We start from the raw sequence: 10,018 nt of genomic DNA on the forward strand, positions 1-10,018 counted from the left end.
GTTGACTATTGCATAATAGTTTCCTAATTGTTCCTTATTCGTTCCGAGAGGGACGTATTGGGAGTATATGCCGCGATGCTGACCGCCAAGCAGTACGAACTGATCCGCTTCATCCAGCAGCGGCTGGAAAAGACGGGAATTTCTCCGTCCTTCGAGGAAATGAAGGAGGCGCTCGACCTGAAGAGCAAGTCGGGCGTTCACCGCTTGATCTCGGCGCTGGAAGAACGCGGTTTCATCCGCCGTCTGCCCAATCGGGCACGGGCTCTCGAAGTGGTCAAGCTTCCCGAACATAGCGTTACTGTGGCGGCTGCCGCAATGAAGACGCCTGCCTCTACACCGGCGCCGATCATGCCAAAGGGCGATACGCGGACGGTTCCGATGGCGTCTAACGACGTGATCGAAATCCCGCTTCACGGGCGCATCGCGGCGGGGGCGCCGATCGAGGCGATCGAGGGGCAGACCTCAATGCCCGTACCGGCGGCCCTCCTCGGCCCCGGCGATCATTACGCGCTTGAGGTATCCGGGGATTCGATGGTCGAGGCCGGTATCTTCGATGGGGATTTTGCGCTCGTGCGGAGGACCGATACGGCCCGTGACGGGGAAATCGTCGTGGCGCTGGTCGATGGCGAGGAAGCGACGCTCAAGTACCTGCGCAAGGAAAGCGGGATGATCCGTCTCGATCCCGCCAACGCGACGTATGATGCGCAGGTCTATGCCCCGGGCCGGGTCCAGGTCCAGGGCAAGCTTGCCGGCCTCCTCCGCCGCTATCATTGATGCGATTGGTTGGCGGGTGCGGTTCGTCTGCGCCTGCCTGCTTGCTCTGATGGATCGTGTGCCGACCAGCCATGATCGGTCGGCCCGTTCCTGACCGAATGGATCCGCTCCGTTTCAAGAAACAGTGCGGCCCCACCGGCATCGGCGAGGAAGTTGCGGTCTGCTTTCAGCCATAACGGGCGGCAGCTGCGCGGCAGCCAGCGGTCGGCGATGACGACATGCGCTTTTTCGCACGCAGCGGCGAGCTGTCGCTCGTCGATGCGGTGCCGGTTGCGGGCAATGAGGAGGTGCCAGTCTTGCACGCCTCTTGTCATCGTCAGGCTGCAGAATTCCGATGTGCAGCGTGCGCCGGGCCATTGCCTGATGGTCAGCGGCTGAGCTTCCGAGCCGCCCAGTTCGATCAGATTATCGCGCGCATAGCCCCCTTCGCTGTTCCGAAGCAGATAGAGCCGCCCCCCGGCATCGGTCAGGCCGAGTTCCCTTCCGTCACGCGTGATGAGGACATCGGGCACCGGCGCTGTGGCGAGGAGCGCTGCGGCAAATGCCATCGGCGCGGCACCCCAGAGACGCCGCCGCCCCCTCCACAAGGCCAGCCAGACGCTCCCGGCCAGAAACAGCAGAACCGGACCAAGCCCGACATAGGGGACCAGCTTGACCGCTCCCGGCTGGGCTGCCGTGAAGTGCGCGATCGCAAGGAGGAGATCGAGCGATCCGCCAGCCAGCCACCAGACCGCTCTCCCGGCGCCAATCAGGTCTAGAAAAAGGGCAAGGGCGATCAGGGGCATGGAAACGAACGTCACCAGCGGGATCGCCACGACATTGGCAAACGCCCCGTAAAGCCCGGCGCGATGGAAATGAAACAGGACGATTGGGGTAAGGGCCAGCTCGATGACGATGCCGGTAATGAACAGCATCGCCATCCGGCGACATAGCCGGGCGACCCCGGGTTCCTCACGGGGCGCGAGAAAGCGCCGGACCGGATCGCTGCCATGCAACGCCACGATGGCGATCACGGCTGCAAAACTCATCTGAAAGCTCGGTCCGACCAGCGCCTCGGGCCAGAGGGCAAGCACCAGGGCTGCGGCGACCGAGACCATCCTCAGCGACAGAGGCTCCCGGCCGAGGACCAGGGCTCCCAGAACCAGGATCGCCCCGATGCAACTGCGCACTGTGGGCACCTCGGCCCCGGTAAGAAGGGTATACGCCACGCCTGCAAGGGCGCCAAACCCGGCGGCGGCGAGGGGCAGCCGTATCCGCAGGGTCAGCCAGGGCGAAAGCGCAAGAAGCTTGAGCGCGATAATATAAGCCGCCCCAATCAAGGCGCTGACATGAAGCCCGCTGATCGACAAAAGGTGCGTCAGTCCGGCGTCGCGCATCGCGTCTTCGTCGGCCCTTGCAATCGCACCGCGATCACCACTCGCGAGCGCTGCGGCGATCGTGCCCGACGAACCCTCGATCTGCGACCGCACATGCCCGGCGAGCGTCCGCTGCAATCGGGAGAGCGAACCCTGATCATCCTCACCGCGGCGGACGATGGTGATATCGCCCACTAGGCTGCCGGTCGCGGCGTAACCCTGGAACCACGCGGCTCTGGCGAAGTCGTAGGCCCCGGGCAACAGCGGCGGTGACGGCGGCATCAGCCGGGCCGACAGGCGGATTTGTGCCCCGTCCTCCAGACCCGGCACCACCCGCTCGTAAGGGACATTGATCCGATATTTGACCGCCGCCCCCGTTTCCGCGTCGCGCGCGGCGATGACAATCCGCACCCGCCCCTCGGCAGGCTGTTCGTCAAGAGACAGGATGCGGGCTTCCATCCGTTGCATCATGGGATGAGCGACCGGCGGCGCGCCCACCAGCTCTGATCGCGCCCAGACCAGTGCCAGTCCGACCATCAGCATCGTCGAGATTGCCGTGACGGCGATCCGCAGCATGGCCCGGTCGTCGCGCTTGCCCCATGCCGTCTGGGCAATGCCCGCTGCCGCCGCCAGGAGGCCCATCGCCATCAACCAATGCAAGATCCGCGGCAAGGCGAACCACATTCCTATTCCGGCTGCGAACGCGACGGTGATCCACGGGCCGCGATCGAACCCTGCCTCAGCGAGGAAGCGTTCGCACCGGTCGGCCAATCTGGACAACCGCGGGCGGATACGCCAAGGGCGCCGCCGGAAGCCATCGGCTCCCCGGACGGCGTTGGCGAACGCAGCGCGCGCCGTCATGTCCGGGGCGTGTTGGGGCATCGGAAGGACCCTACTGCAAATGCCTAGCGAAAGTGTGAATCCCGACCTGTCCGCACCGCGGGAGGTCGTGACCCGCTTTGCCCCCTCGCCCACCGGATATCTCCATATCGGCGGCGCTCGGACCGCCCTGTTCAACTGGCTTTTCGCCCGTCATCACAGCGGCCGGGCCTTGTTGCGGATCGAGGATACCGATCAGAAACGTTCGACGCAGGATGCGATCGACAAGATCATCGATGGCCTGGCGTGGCTCGGGCTCGATTACGACGGGCCGCCGGTGTTTCAGTCCGACCGCGCAGAGCGGCATGTCGAGGTTGCACGCACGCTCCTTGAGGCAGGCCATGCCTATCGTTGCTATGCGACGGCGGAAGAGCTGGAGGCCATGAGGGCGGACCAGCGCGCTGCTCGCCAGCCCCTGCGCTACGATCGTCGCTGGCGCGACCGTGCGCCCGGCGATGCGCCGGCGGGCGCTTCATACACTGTCCGTATCAAGATGCCGCTCGATGGCGAGACCGTGATCGAGGATGCAGTCCAGGGAACCGTCACGGTCGCCAACAGCGAACTCGACGATTTCGTCCTTTTGCGCGCCGACGGCACGCCGACCTACATGCTGGCGGTGGTGGTCGACGATCACGATATGGGGGTGACGCACGTCATCCGCGGCGACGATCATCTCAACAACGCCTTCCGTCAGCTGCCCCTGATCCGGGCGATGAACACGATCGAAGGCGGATGGCCTGATCCGGTCTATGCTCATATCCCCCTCATTCACGGGGCCGATGGCGCCAAGCTTTCGAAGCGACATGGTGCAGTAGGCGTTGAAGCCTACCGCGACGAGGAAGGAGTGCTGCCGGAAGCCCTCGTCAATTATCTCCTCCGGCTTGGCTGGGGGCATGGCGACAGGGAGGAGATGAGTCGCGATGAGGCGATCGCCCTGTTCGATCTCGACGGTGTCGGCAAGAGCCCGTCGCGCTTCGATGCGAAGAAGCTCGCTCATCTCAACGGTCACTACATTCGCGAGGCTGACGATCGCCGACTGGCCGGGCTGATCGCTCCGAACCTGGGCGAAAATGTCGACGAGGGATTGCTGGTCAAGGCCATGCCGGTCCTCAAGGTACGAGCGAAGAACGTCAATGAACTGGCGGATAATGCGCGCTTTCTTTTCGTCCAGCGGCCTCTTGCCCTGACCGCCCAGGCCGAAACGCTGCTCGATGCCGAAGGGCGGGAACGCCTGCGCGGTCTGAGCGAATTGCTGCACGCGCAAAATGACTGGACAATCGAAGCGCTCGAAGCCACTACCAAGGCCTATGCCGAGAGGCTCGGTCTCGGGCTTGGCAAGCTGGCGCAGCCGCTGCGCGCAGCCTTGACGGGGACGACGACCTCCCCCGGCATTTTCGACGTGCTGGTTCTGCTTGGAAAGGATGAAGCGCTCGCGCGGATTGACGCGCAGACAACCTCCAAGCAGCCGACAGACTAGATTAAGGAGACATTGGTGGCCGACAAGCAGGCAACTCTCGACACCGGCGACGGTGCGCAGACCTTTCCGATCATCAAGGGAAGCTGCGGCCCGGACGTTATCGACATCCGCAAGCTATACGGAACGACCGGCACCTTCACCTACGATCCGGGCTACAAGTCGACCGCAAGCTGCGAGAGCGCACTGACTTTCATCGATGGTGAGGAAGGCGTGCTGCTGCATCGCGGCTATCCGATAGGCCAGCTTGCCGAACATTCGAGCTTCATGGAGGTGTCCTACCTGCTGCTGAACGGCGAACTGCCGAGCCGCCAGGAACTCGATGAATTCAGCTATACCATCAGCCGCCACACGATGCTGCACGAGCAGCTGGCCGGCTTCTATCGCGGTTTCCGGCGCGATGCGCATCCGATGGCGATCATGTGCGGCGTTGTCGGCGCCCTGTCGGCGTTTTACCATGACAGCACCGACATCTCCGACCCGGAGCAGCGCAAGATCGCCAGCCACCGGCTGATCGCGAAAATGCCCACGATTGCGGCGATGGCCTACAAGTATTCGGTCGGGCAGCCGTTCCTTTATCCGGACAATTCGCTCAGCTATACCGGCAATTTCCTCCGCATGACCTTCGGCGTCCCGGCCGAGGATTACGAGGTTATCCCGGCGGTCGAAAAGGCGATGGACCGGATCTTCATCCTTCACGCCGATCATGAACAGAACGCGTCGACCTCGACGGTCAGACTGGCGGGGTCCTCGGGCGCCAATCCCTTCGCCTGCATCGCCGCCGGTATCGCGTGCCTGTGGGGCCCCGCCCATGGGGGGGCCAACGAAGCGGCGCTCAACATGCTCTACGAGATCGGGACTCCGGACCGGATCCCGCACTACATCGAGCGGGCGAAGGACAAGAACGACCCCTTCCGCCTGATGGGCTTCGGGCACCGCGTCTACAAAAATTACGACCCTCGAGCAACGGTGATGCAGAAGACCGTGCGCGAGGTTTTCGATGCTCTGAAGGTTGACAATCCGGTGTTCGAGACGGCTCTCCGGCTCGAGGAAATCGCCCTCAACGACGATTATTTCCGCGAGAAGAAACTCTTCCCCAATGTCGATTTCTATTCGGGCATCATCCTGTCTGCGATCGGCTTCCCGACGACGATGTTCACCGTCCTGTTCGCCCTCGCCCGCACGGTCGGCTGGGTCGCCCAGTGGAACGAGATGATTTCCGATCCCGATCAGGTGATCGGACGTCCGCGGCAGCTCTATACTGGTCCGACCGAACGCGATTACGTTCAGCTCGACCAGCGCTGATCCGCTGCGCGGGACGCATGAACACAAGGGGCGCTTCGGCGCCCCTTTTCTTTATTGCGGCGCGGCTGGCACGCTGAGGGTGAAGCGGGCCCCCTGCCCCGGCGCACTTTCGACCGTCAGGTCACCGTCCATCGCGCGGGCGATCTTGCGCGAGATATACAGGCCGAGCCCCGAGCCGTTATCGCCGCTTCGGCCGAGCCGCTCGAACTTTTCGAACACCTTGTCCTGCTGATCGACATCCAGCCCGTGGCCTTGATCGGCCACCGTGACCATTGCCCGATTCCCGATCCCGTCGAGCCGTACCCACACCTGGCTGTCTTCGGGCGCATAGCGGATCGCATTGCCGATGAGGTTGAGGAGGATTTGCAGGACCCGGCGAAATTCGGCGATCGCAATCTGCGCCTCGCCATCGGCAGGGGGCACCAGCGTGATGCGCTTTTCCTGTGCGCGAACACCCAGGATACCGCACGCGCGGCGCGCGACATCGGCAAGGTCGATCCGATCTGGCGCAGTGGTAAACCCGTGGGACTCCACCACTTCCAAATCGGACAGGTCATCCATCAGGCCCAAAAGGTGCTCGCCGGCGTTGGCGATGTCCTGTGCATAGGTGCTGTACCCATCGTCGAGCGGTCCGGCGAGCTTGGCCCTGATGGTTTCGGCATTGGCGATGATGCGATTGATCGGCTGGCGCAGGACCGGCGTCAGATCGCGGCCCAGCGAAGGGGCGTAGGCACCGTCCTCTTCCTCGGTTTCGTCCTGCGGAAGCGGCGCACTGGCGGTAAGGTAGAGCACGAATCCGGGAATTTTGCCGTTCCACTCCGCCAACGGCTCGAGATGGACGGTCCATGCCCGTTCCGATCCCGCAATGCGGCAGGGCGCCCCGTCGACAAGCCGCCAGTGAAGCTGCGTTTCGCCCGATCCCTCTAATGTAATGACCGAAGACCAGTGCGATCCGATCAGCGTTTCCCTGCTGGCGGCCAGTTCGATCAAGTCCACCGCGTCGACCTCGAACGACAGGACGCGTTGTTCGGCATCGAGGCGCATTGCGCATTCGGCGATACCGCGCTCGATCTCGCGAACGAGCGCATTTTCCTCCTGTTCATCCGTCTGCTCGGTTGAAGCAACGTTCCAATTACTGATGACGATACGCGCCCCGTCGCCGGTGTCCGCCTCGCTGGGTCCGGGGGTAATTTCTGCCCACCCGCTGACTGTGCTGGCCCCGTCGAATGCCGAGAACTGCCGTGCGACGCGCAGCCCCAGGCTTCGCGCCTGAACGATCAGGGCAAGCAGTTGCGGAATGGCGATCGTCGTCCCCACATCGCCGCCGCAGGCCCGTTGCAACGCCAGCAAGGGAGGGTCCGCCGAGACAAGGCGATCGCGTTCGTCGACGACGCCGCTGACAGGTTCGTGATGGTCCACGGCCGGGGGCTCAGACTTCGGCGCGCTGTACGACCCGCTCCGCCAGCAACGCGCGTGCGGTTGCAGGATCGAGCGCGGCGATCTCGCAGGCGAGCTCTGCCTGAGGATCGAGCTGATGCAGCACGCGCTGCGCGTCTCCTGGCGCAAGGCCGGTCGCTCGCAGAGCGATTGCGAGGCGACAGGCTTGCGGGCTCGCACTCGACAGGACCGTTCGGTCACGGCTCTGCTGCGAGCGCCCGGCAAGAACTGTCAGAAAGATAGCCACTCCGGCTTCGATCACGTCGGGCATCGGAGAGGACTGTTCGCATAACCCGACCGTCAGCCGCGATAACAGCGACAAACGGGTTTGGCCTTCGTCAAAGGCATTGCGCAAGCGCGCCTCGGCCCTGATCGCCGTGTCCGATCCGCGCATCTGCGATGCGTCCTTCCACGCCACCAGGACGGCATGGAAAAGATCGGCAGGCAATTCGTTGAGCGGCAGTTCCATGCGTGACTGGGTCTGACCGAACCGGGCCTGCGCCGTCAGCCCGGCCATCGCCGCTTCGGCGACACCAGGGGTATCGCTGCCGATGAGCGCCTGCAGCAGGGGGGACAACACCGGATCGATGCCAGCGGCCTTCTCCAACTTGCGGGTCAGCCGGTATTCGATGGCGAGGGCATGGCAGTGCTGAAGCAGCCCGGGAACCTGATCCATTGCGGCACGCACACTTCCAACTCTGGTAGCATCGCAGCGCAAAACGCCCCGCTGGCCGCTGGCTGCGGTTTCGGTGAGGACGATCTGCTTAGCGAGGTCGGTCAGCATGCCTTTGATCCGCGCGACGATCTCATCATTCACCAACCCGCGATCTGGGTTGGACAACTCGAGCCGCAGGAGCTCGGTCGCCTCATCCTGGCACCGAGTCTCTGCCGCCAACGCCTCGCCAAGCGAGAGCTGCGCCGGCGCGTTCGGTCCCTTTCGGCTGTGCTTCTGAACGATCATCACGCCAGTCGTAGCATCGGTGCGTTAATCCGCCATTATTTCCGCTCGTTGCTCCCATAGCGAGATCATCATGGTTACGAACGTGATCGCAGCTGCGGCGGCAAAAGCCATTTCGAATAACTGTGTCCCCGCCAGCACTGCTGACAGAACGAAACGATCCTCAACAAGCAAACGCCATCCGCGCGTCCTGCCCACGCGGAAAAGGTAGAGCGCTGCAAAAAGCATCACGGGTACGAAAGCCCTCAGCCAGCCCACGGTCTCACTGCCTGCCTGGATAAGCAGGACCCCTAAGGTCACGTCGCAGAGATATTCGAGAACGGGTACTGGCGCATCAATCCGTTTCCCGCCGACCGGGTGCGTCAGCCGATGCACGGCGCGCCGGGCGCGGGCGAACAGGAAGGCGGCCCCGGCAAGAATGAATCCCGCAACCAGCCAGCCGAACGCCGATACCATCAATGCGGCCATCAGCATCGAGATTGCCAGAACGCTCGGCAGGGTCTGGTAGCGCGTCCCGATGATGTCCCTCGCCAGTCGAGCCCCGGCCGTCTCGGCGATGGCGATGCCGGGCGCGCGAAAATCGATCGCGTCGGCATTGCCGCGGTACCAGCGAGCCTCTCTCGCGGCCAAGGCGTCCGCATCGTTCGCGAAGAGCCAGTCGCCCTCTTCGAATTCGGTTTCGTCCAGCTTCCGGCACTGAGTACCTGACTGCAATGTCAGGCGGAGCAAGGCGGCGACAAGGTCGATATCGTCATCAAGTTCGGACAAGCCCTCCACCACCGCACCGCGCGTGACGAGGACACCGGCCCATGCAACTTCGCGATCGATGCGTTCGAATCCTGCCGGAACGGCCCAATCCGCAGGAAAAGTCGCCACGCCCGGTTTTGTCGTAATCTGCCGAAACAGGCGCGGTCCGGGCAGAAGGCCGGCCGCGAGCACCAGCAGTTCATCGGACGCGGTAACATGCGCGCGCAAGTCCCTGGCCCTTTTCAGGAAGACGACGGTCACTCCCGCATCAGCAGTTCGTCGTTTCAAGGCTTCCGCATCGGCCTGGGTCTGATCGTCGATCACGTAGATCAACTTTTCGCACCCACCCGCCAGCGCCATATCGGACTGATGCGCCGCAACTGGCAGACCGCAATGCCGGATCAATGCCGTGCGGGGCAACTCGCGCCCCGCATCATTATCCAGCAGCGAGATCAAACCGATGCGCAAAGATGCACCTCCCAAATCCGACCGTCTGCCAAGGCGAGCTCACGACGATCCATCACTTTGCGGTTTAATATCTCTTTAAGCGGTTTGGCAAAGCGGGTAGCCATCGGGCATGGACAACCGATCGCATATCAAGGCCGTCGAGGGGGAAGATCTGTCGGCTCAGGAGAGTGTCGCTCCCGTCGCAACGACGAGCGCCGACGCCCACGGTGACCCGTACGGGGCCATTTCCGCAGCTTTTGAACCGGCTCCGCCTTACGCTGACGAGTATGAGTCCGCCGGCACCGGGCCGGGCCGCTACCTCAGCCGGGTGTTCATCGCCCTGATCGCCGCCTGGACCGGGCTTTACGTCTGGAGCCAGTCAGGCCAGACGAGTTCGCTGACGGACCTCGGCCAATGGGTCGACTGGATCGGGACCTGGGCAATTCCGGTTCTCCTCATCGTGACCGTATGGCTCCTCGTCGTGCGCAGCTCGTCCCACGAAGCCGCCCGGTTTGCGGGCATCGCGCGATCATTGGGGCAGGAGTCGGCCCAGCTCGAGAGCCGTTTGATTACCGTCAATCGCGAGCTCAGCCTCGCCCGCGAATTTCTTGCCACGCAATCGCGTGAACTCAACTACTTCGG

At 63.4% G+C, this 10,018-nt stretch carries 7 protein-coding genes and 1 pseudogene; 4 read left to right on the forward strand and 4 right to left on the reverse strand.

Translation table 11 applies throughout. The annotated features are described in order from the left end of the window. Positions 1 to 75: 75 nt before the first annotated feature. Positions 76 to 774 (forward strand): transcriptional repressor LexA, encoded by a 699-nt coding sequence (gene lexA / locus ACHFFA_RS11155; protein WP_394270908.1) that lies wholly within the window; start codon positions 76 to 78, stop codon positions 772 to 774. On the opposite strand, the gene ACHFFA_RS11160 is transcribed toward lexA, so the two are convergent. Continuing rightward, a complete protein-coding gene (locus ACHFFA_RS11160) occupies positions 768 to 3,011 on the reverse strand; it encodes a ComEC/Rec2 family competence protein (RefSeq protein WP_394270909.1) in 2,244 nt (747 codons plus the stop codon). The two genes, lexA and ACHFFA_RS11160, sit on opposite strands and share 7 nt — an antisense overlap. A 19-nt stretch (positions 3,012 to 3,030) precedes the next feature. Here ACHFFA_RS11160 and gltX point away from each other — a divergent pair, with 19 nt between their 5' ends. Together gltX and ACHFFA_RS11170 are read left to right on the forward strand one after the other, a co-directional pair. Beyond that, entirely contained in the window at positions 3,031 to 4,485 is a 1,455-nt protein-coding gene (gene gltX, locus ACHFFA_RS11165) for a glutamate--tRNA ligase (RefSeq protein WP_394270910.1), read from the forward strand. Positions 4,486 to 4,500: 15 nt separating this feature from the next. Beyond that, complete coding sequence (locus ACHFFA_RS11170; RefSeq protein WP_394270911.1) at positions 4,501 to 5,787, forward strand: citrate synthase; 1,287 nt, start codon at positions 4,501 to 4,503, stop codon at positions 5,785 to 5,787. A gap of 51 nt (positions 5,788 to 5,838) precedes the next feature. Here ACHFFA_RS11170 and ACHFFA_RS11175 read toward each other — a convergent pair whose 3' ends face one another. From ACHFFA_RS11175 to ACHFFA_RS11185, 3 genes are all read right to left on the reverse strand, one after another. Further along, on the reverse strand, positions 5,839 to 7,206 hold the full coding sequence (locus tag ACHFFA_RS11175) for a sensor histidine kinase (protein WP_394270912.1): 1,368 nt from the start codon (positions 7,204 to 7,206) through the stop codon (positions 5,839 to 5,841). Between the two features lie 10 nt (positions 7,207 to 7,216). After that, positions 7,217 to 8,041 (reverse strand): hypothetical protein, encoded by an 825-nt coding sequence (locus tag ACHFFA_RS11180; protein WP_394270913.1) that lies wholly within the window; start codon positions 8,039 to 8,041, stop codon positions 7,217 to 7,219. Positions 8,042 to 8,209: 168 nt separating this feature from the next. Beyond that, entirely contained in the window at positions 8,210 to 9,397 is a 1,188-nt protein-coding gene (locus ACHFFA_RS11185) for a hypothetical protein (protein ID WP_394270914.1), read from the reverse strand. A gap of 109 nt (positions 9,398 to 9,506) precedes the next feature. On the opposite strand from ACHFFA_RS11185, the pseudogene ACHFFA_RS11190 reads away from it, so the two are divergent. Next, positions 9,507 to 10,018: pseudogene (locus ACHFFA_RS11190) on the forward strand (hypothetical protein); the annotation flags it as partial.

This window comes from Qipengyuania sp. (genome assembly GCF_043423005.1).
Classification (GTDB): Bacteria; Pseudomonadota; Alphaproteobacteria; order Sphingomonadales; family Sphingomonadaceae; genus Qipengyuania.

Coding starts and splice junctions, on each gene's coding strand:
- lexA (WP_394270908.1), top strand. CDS start 76: ATGCTGACCGCCAAGCAGTACGAACTGATCCGCTTCATCCAGCAGCGG.
- ACHFFA_RS11160 (WP_394270909.1), bottom strand. CDS start 3,011: ATGCCCCAACACGCCCCGGACATGACGGCGCGCGCTGCGTTCGCCAAC.
- gltX (WP_394270910.1), top strand. CDS start 3,031: ATGCCTAGCGAAAGTGTGAATCCCGACCTGTCCGCACCGCGGGAGGTC.